Here is a 20,945-nt window from a genome sequence, read left to right on the forward strand (position 1 = left end):
TGAGCACCCGTGCCCGTGCCTACGTCAAGCTCCGACCGGGAGCTCGATCCGCAGCCCGACCCACAGCCCGACGCCCCGCCCGTCGCGCAGCGGCGGGTCACGGTGGCCCGCCTCATCGCGGTGGCCGCCGGTGTGCTGGGGCTGCTGCTGTGCCTGCTGACCCCGCTGCTTCCGGTGAAGCAGAGCACTGCGGGCCTCGACTGGCCGCAGGCGGGGCCGGGGGCCACCAGCGTGGATATCACCGCTTCCCTGGTGACGCAGTCTCCCGCGACCCTCACCGTCACGGTGCCGTGCCGGGTCTTGACCGATCTGGCGCAGAAGGGCGGCGTCGCACTGTCGACGCTGCCTATCGGCACCTCGCAGGCCCGTGAACTGGGATTGAGCGTGTCGGTCGGCGCCCCCGGCCCGGCGCAGTCGGTCACGGTGGCCTCACGCAACACCGTCCTTGCGTCCGCCCCGATCGACCGTCTGCGGGGCTGCACCCAACTGCAGGTCTGGTCGAACCCGGCCGAGGTGGGCGCTCGGTTCGAGGGCACCGGCGTGGCAGGGACGACGTCGACCGACAACCGCCCGGTCATGGGCGGTGTCTTCACCGATCTCACCCCCGCACAGATCGCGGCGGGCGGTCCGGGACTGCGGGCGCACGCCGAGATCGATACGCGGTTCGAGCTCTCTCCCTCGCCGATCAAGACAGCGGCCATCGCACTGGGCCTGCTGAGCGTGCTGGCGTCCCTCGTCGCGCTGTGGCTGCTGGACCGGACCTATGGCTACCACCGGCGAGCGCCGGGACGGAGTTGGGCGCAGGTGCTGCGGCCGAAGCCGGTGGACGCCGCAGTGGTCGGCGGACTGGTGTTGTGGACGTTCCTGGGCGGCGGCAGCTCCGACGACGGCTACATCCTGTCGATGGGCAAGGTCGCATCGGAGGCCGGGTACACACCGAACTACTACCGCTTCTTCGGTGCGCCCGAGGCACCCTTCGACTGGTACTACAGCTTCCTCGCACAGTGGGGTTCGATCAGCGCGAACGCGCTGTGGATGCGTATCCCGGCCCTGGTCGCGGGCATCGTCGTGTGGCTGCTGCTCTCCCGGGTGCTGCTGCCCCGGCTCGGCCCGGGCATCCGCCGCTACCCCGTGGCGGTCTGGACCGCCGGAGCGATGCTGCTGGCCTTCTGGTTCCCGATGAACTCGGGCCTGCGGTCGGAACCGATCATCGTGCTGGGGACGATGATCACTTGGGCGGCGGTGGAGCGGGCGGTTGCGACCCGCCGCGCACTGCCGGCCGCCGTCGCCGCCCTCGCCGCGGGGATGACGCTGGGCCTGGCGCCGCAAGGCGTGGTCGCTTTCGCGCTCCTGCTGGCCTCGTCGGCCGCGGTGATTCGGGTGCTGGTCGCACGCCGGACCGAGGCCGGTATCGCCGCACTGGTCCTCCCGATCCTGGCCGCGGGCGCGGTGATCGTGCCGATCGCCTTCCGCGACCAGTCACTCGCCTCCGTGGCTGAGGCGATCCGGATCCGTCTGGAGGTGGGCCCGGCCGCACCGTGGACGCAGGAGTACCTGCGCTTCTTCTTCCTCACCGTGGAGACCACCGATGGCTCCCTGGTGCGTCGAGTCCCGGTGTACCTGTTCATCATGTGCTTGTTCGTGGCGTTGTTCGTGATGCTGCGCAGCAAGCGGATTCCGCGGATCGATCCGAGTCCGGTGTGGCGCCTCGTGGGGGCGGTCTTCATCGGTGCGGCCCTGCTGTCCCTGACGCCCACCAAGTGGACCATCCACTTCGGCGTGTACGCCGGGCTCGCCGCCGCGCTCGCCGCGGTGACCACGGTGGCGGTGGTCGAGGCCGCGCGTACCTCGGTGCGCAACTTCACGTTCTTCCTGTGCGGCATGCTGTTCGCCCTGGCCGCCGCGTTCGCCGGGTTCAACCTGTGGCCGTGGCCGTACGCCTGGGGGGTGCCGTGGTTCGATCGGCAGCCCGAGGTCGCGGGCATCACGTTCAGCACCGTGTTCCGCGATCTCGCCTTCGTGGCGGGCGCGCTGGCCGCGTGGCAGCACTTCCGCATGGACTTCCGTCGACGCGGCGAAGGGGGCCTGGCCGACGGTGCGCTGGTGAACGCCGACGACGCCGAGCTCGCCACGCACACCCAGGCCGAGCAGGACGATGCCCACCGGGCCCGGCGGCGGCTCCAGCTGGCCTCACTGCCGCTGGTAGTGGTGCTCGGCCTTCTGGTGTTGGGTGAGGGTGCGATCTTCGCCAAGGCGACGGTCTCGAATCCGGCCACGTACACGGTGGCCAAGGGCAACCTGGACACCCTGCGCGGCGACAGTTGCGGCATGGCCGAGAAGGTGCTGGTCGAAACCGACCCCAGCGACGATCTGCTGCAATCGGCGGATGGACGTCCCGCGGCGCAGGCCCTCACCGGGACCGCGAGCCACGGTTTCCTCCCCGACGGCCTGCCCGACGAGCTCAAGCCGCTGGCGATCAGCTCGGCACCCGGGCAGATCAACATGGCCTCACCGATCACCCAGCCGTTCACCTCGACCGCCGCGACGGCAGGGACGGGTGGCGGCCGTGGCCCGCGCACCGTCAACGGCAGTACCGCGGCGCTTCCGTTCGGCCTGGACCCGGCGCGCACCCCGGTGGTGGGCTCCTACGGCCAGAACACCGTGCCCGCGGAACTGTTCAGCGACTGGTACTCGCTGCCGCCCCGGTCGGCGGACCGTCCGCTGGTGGCCTTCGCCGCCTCGGGTGCGATCGCCTCGGTGGGCCCCACCGGAAAGAAGGAGTACGGCCAGCCGGTGACCCTGGAGTGGGCGGAGCGCCGCGCAGACGGCTCACTGGGCGCGCAAGGCGTGCTCGATCCGATCGATCCGGGCCCGAACAAGCCCTGGCGCAACCTGCGGGTGCCGATGGATGCGATCCCGCCGTCAGCCAACGTGATTCGCATTCACGTCCGCGATCCGAACCTCGGCGAGCAGCAGTGGGTCGGCGTGACGCCACCGCGTGCGCCGCGCCTGCGCACGCTGCAGGACGTGGTGGGCACGCAGGACCCGGTACTGCTGGATCTGCTGGTGGGGCAGCAGTTCCCGTGCCAGCGGCCGATGGCGATCCGCAACGGCACCTATGAGGTGCCGAAGTGGCGCATCCTCCCGACCCGCAAGGACGCCTTGTCGACCTCGTCGACCTGGCAGGCCCGCGAGGCCGGTGGCCTGCTGACGGTGCCGGACACGCTGCTCAAGACCACGACACTGCCGACCTTCATGACCGGTGACCTGACCCGGGACTGGGGCGAGTTGCAGCGGTACGAACCCATCGCCGGCGACGCGCCGCAAGCCGCGCTCACCGTCGGAACGCAGACGCGATCCGGGTGGTGGCGCGAGGGCCCGATCCGCGCCCTGACGAACCAGACGGTGAGGAACTGATGACCAGCGAGAACTCGACTCCCTCGCCATCGGGCAAGGACGCGGCCGCAGCTCCGGCGGCATCGAAGCCGACGGCGGCGGTGCCGCCGGAACAGCGGTACGGAAAGTGGCGGATCGTGGCCGCGGTGGCCGGCCTGCTCGGCTTCGTGCTGGCGATCCTCACGCCCTTCCTGCCGGTCAAGGAGACCACCGCCTCGGTGAATTGGCCGCAGAACGGCAAGGTCGCCAACGTCGATGCGCCGCTGGTGTCCTATGTGCCGATCCGGCTCGATGTGACTCTGCCGTGTTCGCTGGTGGGCGCGCTTCCCCCTGAGGGCGGGACGCTGCTGCGCACGCTCCCCAGTGACGGTCCGCGTCCCGGCCTGCAGGGCCTGGTGATCCGCGCCGACGCACAGAACGTGATCATCGCCGATCGTGATGTGGCACTGGCCACCGCGAATCGCGCGGATGTGGCGCGCGCCGGATCCGGATGCGCGATCCGGTTCGTCTCGACTCCCGAGAAGACGACGGCCGAGTTCACCGGCATGCCGGCGGGAGCGCAGACCTCGAACCAGTTGGCCAACACCGTCGCCGATCCGAATCTGCGTCCCCAGATCACCGGGTTCTACACCGACCTGCCCGAGTCGACGCCCATCACGGGGATCGACGTCTCCACCCAGGTGGACACCCGGTTCAACACCTCGCCGTCCACCCTGAAGCTGCTCGCGATCATCGTCGGCATCGCGTCGACCATCCTCGCGCTCGTCGCCCTGGGCTTCGTGGACATGCGCGACGGTCGCGGCCACATCCGGTTCATGCCTCAGGGCTGGCTACGCCCCCGCCCGGTGGACTTCACCGTGATCGGCGTGCTCGGGATCTGGTGGTTGATCGGCCCGAACACCTCGGACGACGGCTACCAGATCACGATGGCCACGCAGGCGAAGTACAGCGGCTACCTGATCAACTACTTCCGCAGCTTCGGCGTGCCGGAGAACCCCGTCGGGTGGAACGATTACCTGTTCACCGCCATCTCATACGTCACCACCGCGGCACCGGCGATGCGCCTGCCGGGGTTGGTATTCGGTCTCCTGACCTGGCTGGTGATCTCCCGCGAGATGATCCCGCGGCTTGGCCGCGCGGTGCGCAACAATCCGGCTGCGCTCTGGGCCGGCGCAGGCGGCTTCCTGCTGATCTGGCTGCCGCTCAACAACGGCCTGCGTCCCGAGCCCGCGGTGGTCTTCTTCTCGCTGCTCACCTGGGTGTCGGTGGAACGAGCGATCGCCACGGGCCGCTTGCTGCCGGTGGCCATCGCGGTTCCGTCGGCCGCGCTGTGCGTAGGTGCCGCACCGGGCGGCCTCATCGCCGTGGCCGCCCTGCTCGCGGCGTCGCGGCAGATCGTCACGCGGATCGTCAAGCGCCGCAAGCGTGACGGTCTGCTGCCACTGATCGCGCCGATCCTCGCCTCGGGCATGGCGTACCTGTTCTACGCCTTCTTCACTCCCACGTACGCCGCGATCCGCGAGGCGATCGACGTCAAGAAGGTCACCGGCCCCACGCTGGAGTGGTACGAGGAGGGCGTCCGCTACTACTACCTGATGCTCGAGACCGAGGACGGCTCGCTGATCCGGCGGATCGGCGTGCTCACCGCTTTCCTCTGCTTGTTCACGGTGCTCACCTTCATGCTGCGTCGCAAGCGTCCGGCGGGGATCTCGTCGGGCCCGGTGTCGCGGCTGATGGCGGTCTTCTTCGCGACCATCGTGATGCTGGCGTTCACCCCGACGAAATGGACGCATCACCTGGGCCTGTACGCGGGCTACGCCGCCGGCATCGCTGCGGTGGCAGCGACGGTGACGATGACGCCGATGATGCGGTCCAAGCGCAATCGCGTCTTCTTCGCCGCTGCCGCCCTCTTCGTAGCGGCCATCTCCTTCTCCTCCCGCAACGGCTACTATTGGGCCGGTACCTACGGGATCCCCTGGAACAACATGCCGCCCGAGTTGTTCGGGGTGCAGCTGTCCTGGGTGCTGTTCGTGATCTCGGTGGCCACCGCGCTGTACGGCCTGTGGTTGCACTACCGACGGGACTATCTGCCCGAGCCGACGCGGGCGAATGCCAAGACGATTCCTACGCTGGCGATCCTCACCATGCTGGTGGTTCTGTTCGACGTGACCACGGTGGCCAAGGGCGTCTACGCGCAGCGCGGGAGCTTCTCGTGGGGCGCCTCGAACACCCGTGCACTGCAGGGGGATACCTGCTCGATGGCGAACTACGTGCTGATGGAGGCCGACCCCAATTCCGGCCAGCTTCGTCCCGCTCCGCGCCCCGATGGCTCCGTTCCGTCGGCGGCCCAAGCGATCTCGGGCCGTTCCACCGGGTTCACCCTCAACGGCGTCCCGGGGTGGGCCTCGCCGGTGAAGTCGAACCCGGGCCACAACACCGATGTCACCAACCAAGATGTGCCGGAAGTGCCCGGCGGCAAACGCAATCCCGACTTCAAGACCGATGGTGTGCCGCTCCCCTTCGGCCTGAATCCCGCGACCACCCCGGTGATCGGCAGCTCGGGGGCGCAGGGCCTGGCGAACGTGACCACCGATTGGTACGGCCTCGGCCAGATCACTGACAGGACTCCGCTGGTCACCCTCTCCGTGGTCGGACCGATCGCCGCGACGGGCCTCAACGGCGTCAAACGCGATGGCCGCACGCTGTTCCTGGAGGCCGGCCGCCGAGCCCCCGACGGTGCCGTACAGCCGCTCGGCCGGTTGGTGCCGATCGATGCGTGGTCCAACAACAACTGGCGCAACCTGCGGTTCCCCACCGCCGACCTGCCGGCCGGCACGAACACGGTGCGCGTGGTAGTCGATGATCCGGTTCCGACTGCGGATTCGATCGCCTTCACTCCCCCGCGGATGACCACGATGCGCACGGCGCAGGAGGTCCTCGGACGGGACACCGTGGTCGCGCTGGACTTCATGGTGGCCTTCGCGTTCCCGTGCCAGCACCAGGTGCGGGCGGTGAACGGTGTCTTCGAGCGGCCCGAGTACCGAGTGTCCCCCGATATGGGTGCGACGATGTCGACCTCGAACACCTGGCAGGGCTGGAAGACCGGTGGGCCGCTCGGCGTGACGGACGCGATGTACCACGAGCAGATCGTCCCGAGCTACCTCACCGGCAAGTGGGCGATGGACTGGGGCACGATCACCAAGTTCACACCGTGGACGCAGGCCGAGCCCGCGAAGCTGGAGTTGGGGTCGACGACCCGGAGCGGCTGGTACACCCCCGGCCCGATGCGCTCGGCCAACTACTGACCGGGAACCCGCGCCCTCGTCCGCTGCCGGCGGCAGGGCGCGGGCGTAGCGTCGTGTCATGACGCAGACCGCCGGCCGCCGCATCGACGAGCTGACCTCGCGCACCGTGCTGCCTTCCCTCGATGTGATGGCGCGTGCCTTCGCCGACGATCCGGTGCTGCGCTGGGTGCAGCCGCGCCGGTTCGGCGATCGGATCACCTTCGCCGGCATGTACTTGTCCTCGCACGGCGCACCGGGCTCCGGGGATGTGCTCTACGACGACGGGGTGATGGTGGGCGCGGCCTATTGGGACCCGCCCGGCTACGAACCCTCGACGGTGCGTCAGATCGCGTCTCTTCCCGTCCTGGCGGCGGGTGTCACGACGGGACTGCGGCGCGGAGGCCGCCTGGTGAGCGCGATCCTGGAGCGGCGTCCGAAGGAACCGCACTGGTACCTGTCGAGCCTCGGTGCGGTCACGCCGGGCCGCGGTATCGGCTCCGCGCTCCTCGGGCGCGGGATCGCCCGCGTCACCGGACCCGCGTATCTGGAGTCCAGCAACCCGCGGAACGTCCCGCTGTATCAGCGTTTCGGTTTCGAACCGCTGCAACCGATCCGCATCCCCGGCGCCCCGGAGCTGATTCCTATGTATCGCCCTGCCGAGGCCTAGCGCACACCGTCCCACAGCACGCGGGTGGTGGCGTCGGGGTCGGTGACCACCCCGTCGGCGGGGCCGCCGAAGACCCGGACGGTGCGCTCGGGACCGTACGGCGCCCAACCGGGATTCTCACCGTGGACGAACCGCACCCACGCACCGTGTGCCGCATCGGCAACGGCCTGCGAGGGATCGGGGCCGGTGAGGTTCGTGACACCCTCCGCACGCAGGTTGTCGAAGACGAAGGCCAATTCCACTGCATGGCATGCCCCGAGGCGTCCGTCCAACGCGGTCGAGGGCTCGTCGAATCGGTAGACGAAGGTCTCCGACGGGCCGCCGTCGCGGGCCTCGGCGATCCGGATCGTGGGAATGCCGAAGAACCAGTCCGCCATGATCCGGGCGAACAGGAACCCGGGTGCCGCATCGGCTTCGGCGGCGCGGTACGCGGCCACGGCGCCGGCGGGATCGGGTAGGCCGTACTTCGCGGCGGTGGGCACGAGGGCGACCTCGGGGAGGTGGTCGATGAGCCCGCCGGGCACCAGGAAGAACAGGGCCTCGTCGGCGTTGCACCCCACCAGTACCCGCACCGCGGATCCCGCACCCGCGCGGATCGATTCGATCGGCAGACGCGGAACGACGTCACCGTCGATCACGGGCTCGAAGATCATCACGTTGGTGGTGATCTCACCCCAGGTGGACGGGTCGGTGCTCGATTGGATCTCGACGTCGAGTGCCGTGGATGCGGCGATCAATTCATTGTCAGCGACCCCGGCGAAGGCTTCCCGGGTCGGCTCGATCCCCAGCTTCTGTGCCAGCGCCGCGGTGACTTTCTGCGCGGTCTCCCGGGTGAGAGCGTGGTGGGCGGCGCCGCTCTGCAGCACCGCCTGGGCGAACAGGCCCTCGGCGTGCGGCGAGGCGAGCAGGGAGCCGACGCTCATACCGCCTGCGGATTCGCCGGCGACGGTGACGCGTGACGGATCACCGCCGAAGGCCGCGATGTTCTCCTGTACCCAGCGGAGCGCGGCGATCTGATCCCGCAGGCCGAGGTTGGTGTGCTCATCGCCGGTGTCCAGGAATCCGAGAGCACCGAGTCGGTAGTTGATCGTGACGGTGACGACACCGTCCCGGGCGAACGCGGCTCCGTCGTAATACGGGCTGCGGCCGGTGCCGTTGCGGAAGGCGCCGCCGTGGATCCACACGAACACCGGGGCACTGCCGGCGGTATCGGGCGTCCACACGTTCAGGTTGAGGCATTCCGGGCCCGGGAAGTCGGGCTCGGCGGTGAGGATCTCGGCCACCGGGCCCTGATAGCCGGGTTTGGGCACCGTCGGGCCCAGAACGACGGCATCCCGTACGCCCGACCACGGTGCCGGGGGTTCCGCGGGGAGGAACCACCCGGCACCGTCGAACGGTGCGGCGTACGGGATGCCGAGGAAGCGAGTGACGCCCTCGTGGGTTTCACCGCGCAGGCGGCCGGAACGGGTATCGACGACGACGTCCATACCCCTATCGTGCCCGGAGACTACGGCTTCTGGTCGTTCTTGGTGATAACCACACGGACATCGCCGCTCGCCTCGACCGTCTTGCGCGCGGTCGACGCCTCGTTGTTCTCGGCATCGGCCTCGAAGACCTCGACGGCGACCATCTCGCCGGTGTGCGCGGGATGGTAGAGGTCCTCCGGGACCTCGCCGTCCACGTACACCGGGACGTCCTCGGAGGGGAGCACGTCGGTGGAATCATCCGTCACGGCAAGGGTGTTCGCGTGCACCCGGACACGAAGACCGAGATCGTCACGGCGCTGCCGCTCGGCGACGATCAGCGGATCGTGCCAGAGGTCCATCATCAGCGCCACGCACATGCCGAGCATCACCACCAGGAACGGTGCCGCGGCGATGATGGCCATCTGTTTGATGCCCTCCAGCGCGTTGTTACCGCTCACCCAGAGCAACAGCGCCGCCACGCCGCCGGTGAGCACACCCCAGAAGATGGTGATCAGGCGATTCGGTTCCTCTTCGCCCTTCTGCGACAGCGTTCCCATCACGATCGATGCCGAATCAGCACCGGAGACGAAGAAGATCCCCACCAGCAACACCACCAGGAAGGCCGTGATCGTGGGCCACGGCAGGTTCCCGAGCACGTCGAAGAGCATCTTCTCCTCGTTCTCGGCCGAACTCACCCCGAGCCCGCTCTGCTCCTGGTTGATCGCGGTCCCGCCGAAGATGACGAACCACACCAACGACACCAGGGTGGGCACTGCCATGACGCCGATCACGAACTCGCGGATGGTGCGGCCCTTCGAGATCTTCGCCAGGAACAGGCCCACGAACGGGGTCCAACTGACCCACCAGGCCCAATAGAAGATGGTCCACTTCGCGAGCCAGGCACCGGCCTCGGGTTCGTTGGCCGCCGACCGGGCCGACATGTCCATGAAGTCCGCCGCATAGGCGCCCATGGTGGTGGGCAGCAGGTTGAGGATGAACACCGTGGGCCCCACCACGAAGACGAAGACCGCGAGTACCAGTGCCAGCACCATGTTGGTGTTGGAGAGCCACTGGATGCCCTTGGCGATACCGGAGACCGCGGAGGCCACGAAGGCGAGCGTCAGGAGGGCGATGATCGCCACCAGCAGGAGCTTGCTCGAACCGTCACCCACCCAGCCCAGCCGCTCCAGACCGGCGCCCACCTGCGCGGCGCCGAGGCCCAGCGAGGCGGTGGTACCGAACAGGGTGGCGAAGATGGCCAGGATGTCGATGATCCGCCCACCCGCGCCCTGACCACCGGTGCGGTTGAAGATGGGCGCGAAAACCGAGCTGATCAGCTGGCTGCGGCCGCACCGGAAGGTGCTGTAGGCGATCGCCAGGCCGACAACGGCGTAGATGGCCCACGGGTGGAAGCCCCAGTGGAACATCGTGGTGGCCATCGCCACCGCCACATCGTGGCTGGAGGTGCCCGGAGGCGCACCGACGAAGTGGTAGATCGGCTCCGCGGCGCCGAAGAACATCAGGCCGATGCCCATTCCGGCGCTGAACATCATGGCGATCCAGGAGACCGTCTTGTACTCGGGCTTCTCGCCGTCCCGGCCGAGCGGGATGCGACCGAAGCGGGAAACGGCCAGGAAGATCGCGAAAAGAACGAAGAGCGTGGCTGAGATCAGGAACAGCCAGCCCAAATCGGTAATGATCCAGTCAAGGACATCGGAGGTCGTCTGCTTCAACCCGTCCGAATCAAGGAAACCCCATATGACGAACGCCAGAACGCTGACGGCCGCTACACCGAACACGACCCAGTCGGTCCGCTGATGGTTTCCTGTCTCGTTAGTAACAGTAGCCATGGGCCCACTAGATCACAGGTCGTAGGGGCATCACCAAATCCCGCGCAAAGCCGTACCCTGCGAAGATGCCCGAACTAGACTGCGGGGCTTCCGAGTTCGAAGGATTTTCGGGTCAGGCGGAGGGGACCACCGAGCGGACCCATCCTTCGAGTCCACGGGGGTTGCGGGTTTGCAGCAGCACTCGGCCCGGTCCGGTGAATTCGAAGACCATCCCCTCGCCCGACTTCGCCGACTGCATCCATTTCCCCTGAACCGCCCGGCGCATGCTGAACCTGATGCTCAGGTCGTAGGCGACGACATGGCCGGTGTCGATGACCACCTGTTCGCCGGGCTGCAGGTCGATCACGTCGATCGCGCCGTAGCAGGCCACCAGCACCTCACCCTGGCCCGACGCCTGCAGGCCGAAGGCACCCTCACCGCCGAAGAACGTCTTCGCGCCACCGAACTGGGCACTGGTCTGCACGCCGTGCGCGCTGGCGAGCCACCCTCCGCGGGTGATGTAGAAGGGGCGGTCGGGCCGGATCTGCACCAGCGCGATGTCACCCGGCAGGGTGCCCGCGACATCGACCCAGCCGCCCGACGCCGGTGCCGTGAAGGTGGAGACGAAGAAGGACTCTCCCGAGAGCAGGCTGCGCTTGAGGCCCTGCATGATTCCGCCCTGTGCCTGGGACTGGAGGTTCATCCCGGCGGAGTGCGCCACCATCGCACCCGACTCCACCGTCATCGGCTCGTTCGGTGCCAGGTGGCAGCGGGCCATCGTGAACGAGGGATTGTGTCGGAGCTGTACCTGCATGGGAGGAATCTAACGCACGGCGGTCCCCGCGACCGCGCGTTCGCGGCGGGCGGCATCGCGCGCCAGCGCGCGGTCGCGGGACTCCTCGAAACGAATCGCCTTCGCATCGAGCTCGTCGGCGAAACTGCAGATGAGATCCCGCATTCGGGCGGCCTCACCCCCGAGATCGGTGCGGTCGAAGAGCTTCCATGTGCGCAGTACGGGCAGCACCACCGCGTCGCGGTGCTGCCGCAGGTCGTATATGCCGTGTTTGGCCATGAGCACCGCGTCACGACGGAAATGCGGCAGCGCCGATCCGGGCATCGCGAAGTTGGTCAGCACGGTGTACACCGCCGCCAGGGCCTGCTCGGGCGCCAGCTCGATCGCCGCCGACAGGATGTTCCGGTAGAAGAGCATGTGCAGGTTCTCGTCGGCGGCGACGCGGCCCAGCATCCGCTCGGCGATCGGATCGTCGCAGACCGCGGCGGTGTTGCGGTGACTGATCCGGGTGGCGAGCTCCTGGAAGGTCACGTAGCTCACCGAGAGCAGCATCGAGTTCATCCCGGGCGCGAAGCCGTGCTGCATCTGCGTCATCCGCAGGTCCTCCAGCTCCACCGGATCGACGCCGCGGGTCACGGTCAGATAGTCCCGGAGCACGATCGAGTGCCGCGCCTCCTCGGCGGTCCACCGATGCACCCAGTAGCCCCAGGCTCCGTCGAGGGAGAAGTTCTCGGCGATCTCGCGGTGGTAGCTGGGCAGGTTGTCCTCGGTGAGCAGGTTCATCACCAGCGCGGCCCGGGCAACCGGCGATAGGTCGGAGTCGGACTCCTCGAAGTCGCGGCCGCCGAGCGCGGCGAAGTCCTGGCCGCGGCTCCACGGCACGTAGTCGTGGGGGTGCCAGTCGACCGCATGCCGCAAGTGCCGGTCGACCTCCGTCTCCGCGGTCCCCGCGAGCTCGTGCAACAGTTCCAGGTCGGTCAGGTCGGTCATGGCTCCGATGGTTCCGTCCGGCGCGGCCTTCGGATAGGGCACCGAGTCCCGCAGCCCGTCCCGAAGTCCTTCGGGGCGCGGCGATACCGTGGCCGGGGACGTGGGTCATCGGCTCCCGGTACATATGTCCCGGTGGACGGTCCGACGGTGCCGAGCGGGCCTATCCTGGGAGTCATGGCCACCGTCTTCCTCGTCGACGATCATGAGATCGTGCGCAGGGGCCTGGCTGATCTGCTGACCTCGGACGGGCGGCATCGTGTGGTCGGGGAGGCGGCGACGGTGCGCGAGGCCCTGGCACGGATCCCGGCGGTCGCTCCTCAGGTCGCGGTGGTGGACGTGCGGCTGCCCGACGGGTCCGGAATCGATCTGATCCGCACCCTGCGTGATCAGCACCCGCGGCTGCCCTGTCTGGTACTCACCTCGTACTCGGACGACGAGGCATTGCTCGACGCGATCACGGCGGGCGCGCAGGGCTACGTGCTCAAACAGATCCGCGGCACCGAGTTGGTCTCGGCGATCGCCACCGTCGCCGCCGGCGGATCGCTTCTCGATTCCGCGAGCACCGCCCGTGTGCTGCAACGCATCCGCGATGCGGATCGGGTGCCATCGCTGGCCCAGGCGGGGCTGACCGGACAGGAGGAAGCGGTCCTGGAACTGCTCGGCGAGGGGCTGACCAATAAGCAGATCGCCGAGCGGATGTTCCTGGCGGAGAAAACCGTCCGCAACCACGTGACCGGCGTACTGGCGAAGCTGGGCGTGGAGAACCGGGTGCAGGCCGCGCTGCGCGCAGTGCAGTGGCGCGAGGCCCGCAGGACTCGGCCGTGACGGCGTCATACCAGCGAAGCCCGGGCGTGCGACCAGGCGTCGACAGCGGGCGCTCCGCGGTGCGCCGCACGTTCGGCGAGCAGGCGCCCGAGCAATCGGCATACCAGGTATTCGAGGTCCATGCCGTGCACCGCGGCCGTGGTACGCACCTCGTTCCATCGGCTCACCCGGCCGGTGTACGCAGCTTCGGCGAGATCCACCAGGAGGGCCCGCAGTTCCGGCCGGTCGAGGGGATCGATATCGCATCCGTTCATATCCACCAGGTTTCCGCTGCCGGACGGCACCCGAAAGGGGCGTACGTCCCGATCCCGATCCCGATCCGGACGCGCGAGGGTATGCCGTGACCGGGCAGTCCGACCGCGCCGGCCTGCAGGACATCCTCAGCGCCGTTCTCGCGGTGGCGCAGGGACTCGATCTACCGAGCACGCTGCGCCGCATCGTGACCTCGGCGATGGCGCTGGTGGACGCCCGGTACGGCGCAGTGGGCGTGAGCAACGACGACGGTTCGCTGCAGGAGTTCATCTACGTGGGAGTCGACGCCGAGACGGCCGCCCGAATCGGCGATCCGCCGTGCGGCCGAGGCGTTCTGGGATATCTGCTGCGCGTCAACGAGCCGTTGCGGCTCGATGAGTTGTCCGCTCATCCCGCGTCGGTGGGCTTCCCGCCGAACCATCCGCCCATGCACACCTTCCTGGGCGCGCCGATCATCGTCAACGACGACCTGTTCGGCTGCATCTACCTCTCGGAGAAGGCCGACGGTCGTGCGTTCACGGCGGACGATGCGCAAGCGATCGAGGTGTTCGCAGCCGCCTCCGCGGTGGCGATCGACAACGCGCAGATGCATACCGCCGCGCTGGCGCAGCAGGAGCGGGTGGGCGAACTGCAGGTGATCGAGGAGCGTGAGCGGATCGGCCGTGACCTGCACGATCACGTGATCCAGCGGATCTTCGCGGCCGGTCTCGGGCTGCAGGTAGCACGCTCCGCGGCGGCCGACGAACCGGTGCGCGAGCGGCTCGATGCCGCGATCGGCGAGCTGGACCGCACCATCGCCGATATCCGCTCCACCATCTTCGAGTTGTCCGATCACGGAACCGAACTGCGCGCACGGCTGGTGCGGGCCACCCGGTCGGTGGCGCACGGTGGCGAGCTCGCGATGGACATCGGATTCTCCGGCCCGGTGGAGAGCGCCGTCTCCGACGATCTGGGGCGCGATCTGGAGGCCGTGATCAGTGAGAGCGTCTCCAATGCCGTGCGGCACAGCGGCGGAAGCCGGGTTGCGGTCACGGTGGTGGCGGGCGGGGAGTCCGTTGCCGTCGAGGTGGCCGACGACGGTGTCGGCACGCCCGTCGATGGTCGGCGCAGCGGTCTGCGGAATCTGGCGACCCGGGCCGAGCTGCGGGGCGGATGGTTCGAGGTGCGACCCGCCGATCCCGGTGCCGAACGCCCGGGGACGGTGCTGCGGTGGGAGGTACCGCGGTCGGGTTAGCCGACCAGTGCGGCGGTGAGCGCGTGATAACCGCCGGCCACATCGGCGGCGCGGTGCAGGCCGATATCGCGCAGTGCGGCCGCGGCGAGCGAACTGGTGTAGCCCTCGGAGCAGATCACCAGCCAGCGCACGTCCCAGTCGACTGCCTGATCGATGCGGGCCGTGGAGGTGGGGTCCAGGCGCCACTCCAACACATTGCGCTCGATCACCAGGGCGCCGGGCACCTCACCCTCGCTGGCCCGCTGCGCCGCGGGCCGGATGTCCACGAGGTGTGCGCCGGCGGCCAACTCGTCGGCGACCTCGGCGGCGCTGACCCGCTCGATCCGGTCCCGGGCGGCGGCGAGCAATGCGTTGATTCCCTTGGCGGCAGGGGTCTTCGGCGGTGCCTCCGGCTCGTCGGTGAGCTCGCTGCGCACGCGACGCAGCCGTCCGTTCGGGCTCACTTCGTAGTACGACATGGCGGTCAGCGGAGGCGAGTACGCGTGTACCGAGAGGGTGGGTGAGGAGGCCTCGCCGGAAGCGGCGTCGTGCGCGTCGGGGTGCCGGGTCACATCGTGCACCCATCCGCGGTCGAACGCTGCCTGCCCGCCCGGATCGATGCGCCGCTCACGCAGTCCCTCACCGTCCCAACTGCGTTCGGCGAGCGCACCGTCGACCACCGTGAGGGCGCCGAGCGAGCCCGCGTGATCGTGCAGCTCCGTGGAGCGTTCGGGTACCCAACTGATCAGCCAGACGTCGACGTCGTCGTCACCCCACAGTCGCGCGGCCCAGCGTTCACCGGCCGGCCACGCGGAGGGGAGGAGATGGTCGTAGTCACCCGCGTGCACCTTGGCCGCCTCGGCGGCCGTGAGCGCCAACAGGTCCGGTACATGCTCGGTCATGCACCTCAGTGTCGGCCGGGCCCGCGATCCGGTGAACCCTTCCACTCACCGCGACCGCAACTGCGAACGCGCCGGTCAGCGCACCAGGCCGACCTTCTTGAGCCAGGTGGCCGCCACATCGGCCGGGTCGCGTCCTTCGATGTCGATCTGGCCGTTGAGCTCCTGCATGGTCTCGTTGGTGAGCAGCCTGCTCACCTTCCCGAGTACCTCGGTGAGTGCGGGGTACTTGGCGAGGGCGTCAGTGCGTACCTCGGGCACGCCGTCGTAGGGCAGGAAGAACTTCCGGTCGTCCTCCAGAAGTTCCAGGCCCATCTTCCGAATCCGCCCGTCGGTGGCGTAGACATCGCCGGCGAGGCAGGTGCCGCCGGAGATCGCCGAGTAGACCACTCCGGCGTCCATGGTGTTCACGGTGTTCGCCGGGGTCGCGGTGCCGAGCCGCACCTCGTACTTCTGCAGCAGGCGGGGCAGTCCGTCAGGGCGGGACTGAAATTCGGGGTCCACGCACAGGCTGCGCTGCTGCGGCGGCAGCCGGAACAGATCGCTCAGCGTACGCAGGTTCAACTGGGCCTTCTGCTGCGGTGTGACGGCGAAGGCGTACGTATTGTTGAACGGTGCCGGAGTGAGCACCTCGATGCCGTTGCGGCGCTCCGCGTCACGGACGCGGGTGAACAGCTCGGTGGAATCACTGATGGTCTCGGTCTGCTTCAGGTAGCTCACCCAGATGGTGCCGGTGTACTCCCACGAGACATCGGCTGCGCCACTGACCATGGCCTGCCGGGACGACATCGAACCGGGGGCATTGGTGATGTCGGTGATGTCGGCGCCGGAGGCCTGCAGCATCGTCGTGGTGATCTTGCCGAGCAGGACACCCTCGGAGAAGGACTTCGAGGTCACCGAGATCGTGGCCCCGGCCAGCGGCTTCTGTCCGTCGGCCGATTCGGCGCTCACGAAGTGACCGGAGGAGCTCTCCAAGCCGCAGGCGCCGAGGGCCATCACCAGCGCCGCACCCAGCGCCGCGATCAGAGGACGGCGGGTCATGCCGGCACCCCCCGCAGTCCGCGGGGCGAGAGCAGGTACTCGGCGAGTCGGGCCACCCAGTCGATGGCCAGCGCGAGCAGCGCCACGAGGAGGGCACCGGAGAACAGCAGCGGAGGCAGGTACAGGGTGACGCCGGTGGTGATGAGCACGCCGAGGCCGCCGGCGCCGATGAACGTGCCGAGTGTCGCGGTGCCCACCAGGATCACCAGCGCGGTGCGCACACCGTGCAGGATCACCGGTACGGACAGCGGAAGCTCCACTTTGATCAGGGTTTGGAATCCGGAGAAGCCCTGCCCGCGCGCGGCTTCGATCACGCGATCGTCCACCTGGCGCAGTCCCACGATGGTGTTCTGCAGGATGGGCAGCACCGCGTACACCACGAGGGCGGCGACGGCCGTCCAGCGCCCGGTACCGAGCCACATGGCGAACAACACCACCATGCCCAGCACGGGGGCGGCCTGCCCGATATTGGCCAGGCCCACGATGATCGGCGAGATCCGGGCGAACCTCTTGCGGGTGACCAGGATCCCGAGCGGGATCGCGATGATCACCACAAGCACCGCCGAAACCACGGTGAGCCAGATGTGCTCCCCCACCGACCTACCGAGCTGCGACCATTGCAGCTGCACAGCCTCGGTCTCGGAGAAGGTCTGCGTGGCATGCCAGATCAGGTAGCCCACGAAACCCACGACTACCAGGAGGGGTTCGAGGATCAGGTCGAAGGGCGGGCCGCCGGCGAATCGGTTACGCGCCTCGGTGTCGACGGTCGCGGTCATGGCGCCGCCCGATAGGTGTCGGCCGCCTGCTCCGGATTGGCGATGGCCTGACGCTCGCGGATGCGGGCGGCCACCTGCTCGATGGTCAGCGAACCGATCACCCGGTCGCGATGGGTCACCAGGACGCCGCCCTGGCTGGCGGCCAGCATCACATCGAGGGCATCGGCCAGGGTCGCGGTGCGTTCGACCACGGGCAGCCGCTGGTCGATGTAGTCGGAGATGATGGGCTTGCTCAATACTTCGGAGACCGAGGGCCAGGCGCGCGGACGGCCGTCCGCATCGGTGACCACCACCCAGCTCAGCTTCGCCTCCTTGGCACGGGCGGCCACCTCCTCGGAATCCTCGCCGGGCTGGGTGAGAACTACCGGGGCACTGGGAATTTCGCTCACCGTCGTGAGGGTGAGGTGACGCAGCGTGGCACCCGAGCCCACGAATTCCTCCACGAACTCGTTGGCGGGCGCCGCCAGGATCTCCTCGGGCGGGGCGAACTGCTCGATCTGGCCACCCTCGGACAGAATCAGCACTCGATCTCCGAGCTTGATCGCCTCGTCGACGTCGTGGGTCACGATGACGATGGTCTTGTGCAGGTCTTCCTGGATCGCGAGCAACTGGTCCTGCAGCCGCACGCGGGTGATCGGGTCGACGGCGCCGAAGGGCTCGTCCATCAACAGCACCGGCGGATCGGCGGCGAGCGCGCGGGCCACGCCCACGCGTTGCTGCTGCCCGCCCGACATCTCCTTGGGGAAGCGTCGGCGGAATTCGGCGGGATCGAGCCCGACGAGGTCGAGCAGTTCGGTGACCCGGGCGTCGGTGCGGGACTTGTCCCAGCCCAGCAGCTTCGGTACCGCGGCGATGTTCTTCTCCACCGTCCAGTGCGGGAACAAACCGCCGGCCTGCACCACGTAGCCGATACCCTGCCGCAGCTCGTCGGGGTCGACGCCGGTCGCGTCGGTGCCACCGATGATCACCTTGCCGGACGTGGGCTCGATGAGCCGATTGATCATCTTCAGCGTGGTGGTCTTACCGCAGCCGGACGGGCCGACGATGGCCACGGTCTCGCCCGCCGCGATCTCCAGGGTGAGCTCCTTGACCGCGGGCTTGTCCTGCCCGCGATAGCTCTTGACCACCTTGTCCAGCGTGATCGATACGCCCGTGGTCTCGGTCATGCGGGGATCCATTCGGTAGGGGACACGGGACTGGGAAGGACCGTCATACCAGCCCCTTCGAGACGGTGAACCGGCCCAACAGCACCAGCAGGCCGTCGAGCACGAGCGCGACGATCACCACGAGAACCGTGCCGGTGAGGGCGGATTCGAGGGCGCCGGCGCCGCCGAGGCGGGCGAGGCCGGAGAAGATGAGCGAGCCCAGGCCGGGCCCCAACACGTACGCCACCACGGTGGCGACGCCCACCACGAGCTGGGTGCTCACCCGGATACCGGTGAGGATCACGGGCCAGGCGTGCGGCAGTTCGACGGTGGCGAGCACCCGCCAGCGCGGCATGCCGATGCCCCGGGCCGCCTCCACGATGTTCGGCGGCACCGCACGCAACCCGACGATGGCGCTGGTGAGGATCGGGAGGGTGGCGTAGAAGCCGAGCATCGTCACCGACGGGGCCACCCCGAGGCCGAAGACGAGCAGCAGCAGTGCGAGCAGGGCGAGCGAGGGGATCGTCATTCCCACCGAGGCGATCGCCGTGGCGATCGCGGCCCCGGCGCGGGACCGGTACACCGCGGCGGCCAGAACCAGCGCGATCACCACCGCGGCCAGGACGCACTGGATCACCAGCGAGGCGTGCTGGTAGGTGAGAAAAGCGAGCTGCTCCCCGCGACCGTCGAGAAATCTGCGGAGGTCCACCCGGACGAACCTACAGTCGATCGGCGGTTCGCGTGTGGTTGGCGATCAGACTGGTTCGAATCCGCGGGGACGATCAGCCCTTGATCCAATCCAGCGCGATGGCCACCACCGCGGCGTTGAAGAAGAAGCTCAGCACGCTGTGGACGATGAGCCGGCGGCGCATCGGCGTGCTCGTGACGGTGACGTCGGAGACGGCGAACGAGGTGCCGACCGTGAACGAGAAGTAAAGAAACTCGGTGGCCTGCGGGCTCTCGCAGTGCGGGAAGTCCAGGCCGCCCTCGGTGTAGAAGGAGCGGGCGTAGATCTGCGCGAAGGCCATGTGCAGGAGCACCCACGACAGAAGGACGGTCGCGGCCGCGGCGGGCTGGAGCCACGGATCCGCGGCGTCGTCGTCGCGCCAGACGATCATCAGCATGCCGCCGACCAGTCCGGATCCGGAGGCGACCACCGCGAACAGGGTGGCCTGCCAGGCCGGGGCACGGACATCGCCCTCGACGGACTCCTCGTCGGGAATGTTGCGCCGCAGCGCGATCCAGTTGAGCATGATGTAACCGAGTGCCGCGAGGTCCCAGGCGATGAGCAGCCCGATCGCAGGCCGACCGGAGACCAGGACGTACGCCAGCCAGATCAGCCCCAGCCCGGTGAGCGCGTACTCCAACAGCGGAACCACGTTGCGGCGCATCATTCGTCGGAAAGTACCAGGTGATCATCGGTACGCATCCGTCCGACCAACATATGCGTGATTCCGCATGTATTGTGAAGAGCGTGATGGTCTACCGCGTCATCGCCGTCGTCCTGTACCTACTCGTGCGACTCCTCCTCACGGGGTGCCGCCGGATCGGGCGCGTCTTCCACGTGGGCGCCCTGCCGATCGCGGCCGCCCTCACCGTGGCCACGATCGCCGCGACCGCAGCGATCCACCTCACCCTGCTTCGCGAGCAGGGTGCGCAGCCGCTGGTCATCCTGTCCCTCACCGTGCCGGCCCTCATCGTCACCTGCGTCGCCCTTGCCTGGAGACGGCGCACCTATGACCCCGTCAAAGCCGCGCATCGCTACGACGGGTGGATCGACAACTGAGCGCCGATTAGGCGTTGAGCGACCAGACGGAATAGTTCAGCGCCGTCGCGAACAGGATCCACGCCAGATACGGCACGAGAAGACCCGCCGCGAGCCGATCGCGCGAGCGGAAGGCCAACAGGGTGGCGATCACGAGAACATCGAGCAGCACGATGTCCACCAGCGCCCAGCCTCGCTGCTCCATAGCGAAGAACAGCGGCGACCACGCCAGATTCAGCAGCAACTGCACGCCGTACACCGTGATCGCGCGATTGCCGGGCCGCGGGTCGGCGCGCCAGACCCGCCACGCCGCGATGGCCATCAGCACGTACAGCACACCCCATACCGGGCCGAACACCCAGCTCGGGGGCGCCCACGAGGGCTGTTGCAACCGTCCGTAGGCCGATGCGGCATCAGCCGATGCGGCTCCACCGACGCCGGCGACGATCGCGACAGAGATCAGCGAGACCGCGAGGGCGACCGGCCGGAACTCGCGGCGGCGAGCGGGAACCTCGGGGGTGGGGGTATCGGTGACCATACGAATCCTGCCTCCATCGCTACGTCGGGACGGCTGCACATGCCGTCGTGATGTATTCGGCGCAGG

18 protein-coding genes and 1 pseudogene are annotated in these 20,945 nt (G+C 68.5%); 6 read left to right on the top strand and 13 right to left on the bottom strand.

The window, feature by feature from the left end; all coding sequences use genetic code 11:
* Positions 1-9 precede the first annotated feature (9 nt).
* From TPAU_RS20700 to TPAU_RS20710, 3 genes are read left to right on the top strand one after another with little or no spacing between them, the layout of a single operon-like run.
* The gene (locus TPAU_RS20700; RefSeq protein ID WP_013128696.1) at positions 10-3,417 is read left to right on the top strand and encodes an arabinosyltransferase domain-containing protein; all 3,408 of its coding nucleotides are present in this window, start codon (positions 10-12) and stop codon (positions 3,415-3,417) included.
* Complete coding sequence (locus TPAU_RS20705) at positions 3,417-6,701, top strand: arabinosyltransferase domain-containing protein (protein ID WP_013128697.1); 3,285 nt, start codon at positions 3,417-3,419, stop codon at positions 6,699-6,701. The genes TPAU_RS20700 and TPAU_RS20705 overlap by 1 nt, the downstream gene beginning before the upstream one ends.
* A gap of 58 nt (positions 6,702-6,759) precedes the next feature.
* Positions 6,760-7,347 carry a GNAT family N-acetyltransferase gene (locus TPAU_RS20710; protein WP_013128698.1) on the top strand — a complete coding sequence of 196 codons (588 nt, stop codon included), beginning with the start codon at positions 6,760-6,762 and terminating at the stop codon, positions 7,345-7,347.
* Here TPAU_RS20710 and TPAU_RS20715 read toward each other — a convergent pair.
* The 4 genes from TPAU_RS20715 to TPAU_RS20730 all read right to left on the bottom strand — a co-directional run bounded on the left by TPAU_RS20715 (position 7,344) and on the right by TPAU_RS20730 (position 12,425).
* On the bottom strand, positions 7,344-8,834 hold the full coding sequence (locus TPAU_RS20715) for a carboxylesterase/lipase family protein (RefSeq protein ID WP_013128699.1): 1,491 nt from the start codon (positions 8,832-8,834) through the stop codon (positions 7,344-7,346). The two genes, TPAU_RS20710 and TPAU_RS20715, sit on opposite strands and share 4 nt — an antisense overlap.
* A gap of 20 nt (positions 8,835-8,854) precedes the next feature.
* Positions 8,855-10,663: a BCCT family transporter gene (locus TPAU_RS20720; RefSeq protein ID WP_013128700.1), complete on the bottom strand. Its 1,809-nt coding sequence runs from the start codon at positions 10,661-10,663 to the stop codon at positions 8,855-8,857.
* Positions 10,664-10,775: 112 nt separating this feature from the next.
* Positions 10,776-11,456: a TIGR00266 family protein gene (locus tag TPAU_RS20725; RefSeq protein ID WP_013128701.1), complete on the bottom strand. Its 681-nt coding sequence runs from the start codon at positions 11,454-11,456 to the stop codon at positions 10,776-10,778.
* 9 nt (positions 11,457-11,465) lie between these two features.
* Entirely contained in the window at positions 11,466-12,425 is a 960-nt protein-coding gene (locus TPAU_RS20730; RefSeq protein WP_041945354.1) for an acyl-ACP desaturase, read from the bottom strand.
* Between the two features lie 174 nt (positions 12,426-12,599).
* Here TPAU_RS20730 and TPAU_RS20735 point away from each other — a divergent pair, with 174 nt between their 5' ends.
* On the top strand, positions 12,600-13,250 hold the full coding sequence (locus TPAU_RS20735; RefSeq protein WP_013128703.1) for a response regulator: 651 nt from the start codon (positions 12,600-12,602) through the stop codon (positions 13,248-13,250).
* Between the two features lie 5 nt (positions 13,251-13,255).
* Here TPAU_RS20735 and TPAU_RS20740 read toward each other — a convergent pair whose 3' ends face one another.
* A complete protein-coding gene (locus TPAU_RS20740) occupies positions 13,256-13,504 on the bottom strand; it encodes a hypothetical protein (protein WP_041944525.1) in 249 nt (82 codons plus the stop codon).
* Between the two features lie 86 nt (positions 13,505-13,590).
* Between TPAU_RS20740 and TPAU_RS20745 the strand changes: the two genes are divergently transcribed.
* Positions 13,591-14,736, top strand: a complete 1,146-nt coding sequence (locus tag TPAU_RS20745; RefSeq protein WP_013128705.1) for a GAF domain-containing sensor histidine kinase — start codon at positions 13,591-13,593, stop codon at positions 14,734-14,736.
* Here the strand turns inward: TPAU_RS20745 and TPAU_RS23650 are convergent.
* From TPAU_RS23650 to TPAU_RS20775, 7 genes and pseudogenes are all read right to left on the bottom strand, one after another.
* Entirely contained in the window at positions 14,733-15,083 is a 351-nt protein-coding gene (locus TPAU_RS23650; protein WP_281054807.1) for a rhodanese-like domain-containing protein, read from the bottom strand. The genes TPAU_RS20745 and TPAU_RS23650 overlap by 4 nt on opposite strands.
* A gap of 27 nt (positions 15,084-15,110) precedes the next feature.
* Positions 15,111-15,617, bottom strand: a pseudogene (locus TPAU_RS23655) (cupin domain-containing protein); the annotation flags it as partial.
* 75 nt (positions 15,618-15,692) lie between these two features.
* On the bottom strand, positions 15,693-16,655 hold the full coding sequence (locus TPAU_RS20755) for a glycine betaine ABC transporter substrate-binding protein (RefSeq protein WP_013128707.1): 963 nt from the start codon (positions 16,653-16,655) through the stop codon (positions 15,693-15,695).
* Complete coding sequence (locus TPAU_RS20760) at positions 16,652-17,431, bottom strand: ABC transporter permease (protein WP_013128708.1); 780 nt, start codon at positions 17,429-17,431, stop codon at positions 16,652-16,654. Before TPAU_RS20760 ends, TPAU_RS20755 begins: the two co-directional genes overlap by 4 nt.
* Complete coding sequence (locus TPAU_RS20765; protein WP_013128709.1) at positions 17,428-18,597, bottom strand: ATP-binding cassette domain-containing protein; 1,170 nt, start codon at positions 18,595-18,597, stop codon at positions 17,428-17,430. The genes TPAU_RS20760 and TPAU_RS20765 overlap by 4 nt, the downstream gene beginning before the upstream one ends.
* A gap of 43 nt (positions 18,598-18,640) precedes the next feature.
* Entirely contained in the window at positions 18,641-19,285 is a 645-nt protein-coding gene (locus TPAU_RS20770) for an ABC transporter permease (protein WP_013128710.1), read from the bottom strand.
* 73 nt (positions 19,286-19,358) lie between these two features.
* Positions 19,359-19,970: a DUF1345 domain-containing protein gene (locus tag TPAU_RS20775; RefSeq protein ID WP_013128711.1), complete on the bottom strand. Its 612-nt coding sequence runs from the start codon at positions 19,968-19,970 to the stop codon at positions 19,359-19,361.
* Positions 19,971-20,050: 80 nt separating this feature from the next.
* Between TPAU_RS20775 and TPAU_RS20780 the strand changes: the two genes are divergently transcribed.
* On the top strand, positions 20,051-20,362 hold the full coding sequence (locus TPAU_RS20780; RefSeq protein WP_147291122.1) for a hypothetical protein: 312 nt from the start codon (positions 20,051-20,053) through the stop codon (positions 20,360-20,362).
* Positions 20,363-20,369: 7 nt separating this feature from the next.
* Here the strand turns inward: TPAU_RS20780 and TPAU_RS20785 are convergent, their stop codons facing one another.
* Positions 20,370-20,879: a TspO/MBR family protein gene (locus TPAU_RS20785; RefSeq protein WP_013128713.1), complete on the bottom strand. Its 510-nt coding sequence runs from the start codon at positions 20,877-20,879 to the stop codon at positions 20,370-20,372.
* Positions 20,880-20,945: the final 66 nt, after the last annotated feature.

It is taken from the genome of Tsukamurella paurometabola DSM 20162, assembly GCF_000092225.1.
Classification (GTDB): domain Bacteria; phylum Actinomycetota; class Actinomycetes; order Mycobacteriales; family Mycobacteriaceae; genus Tsukamurella; species Tsukamurella paurometabola.